General features: G+C 58.5%; 2 tRNA genes. Both read left to right on the forward strand.

The features are described from left to right. The first annotated feature begins 1 nt into the window (after position 1). Positions 2-77 (forward strand) — tRNA-Val (locus GHO32_RS26410). 55 nt (positions 78-132) lie between these two features. Beyond that, positions 133-205, forward strand: a tRNA-Asp gene (locus GHO32_RS26415).

Here is a 205-nt window from a genome sequence, read left to right on the forward strand (position 1 = left end):
AGGGTGATTAGCTCAGCTGGGAGAGCATCTGCCTTACAAGCAGAGGGTCGGCGGTTCGATCCCGTCATCACCCACCACTTCTTGAGTTTCTCGAAAGAGAAGGTCGCTTTTAACGAAGCAACCAACCGACGCGCAGCGGTAGTTCAGTCGGTTAGAATACCGGCCTGTCACGCCGGGGGTCGCGGGTTCGAGTCCCGTCCGCTGC

It is taken from the genome of Pseudomonas sp. FSL R10-2189, assembly GCF_009600325.1.
Lineage (GTDB): Bacteria > Pseudomonadota > Gammaproteobacteria > Pseudomonadales > Pseudomonadaceae > Aquipseudomonas > Aquipseudomonas helleri.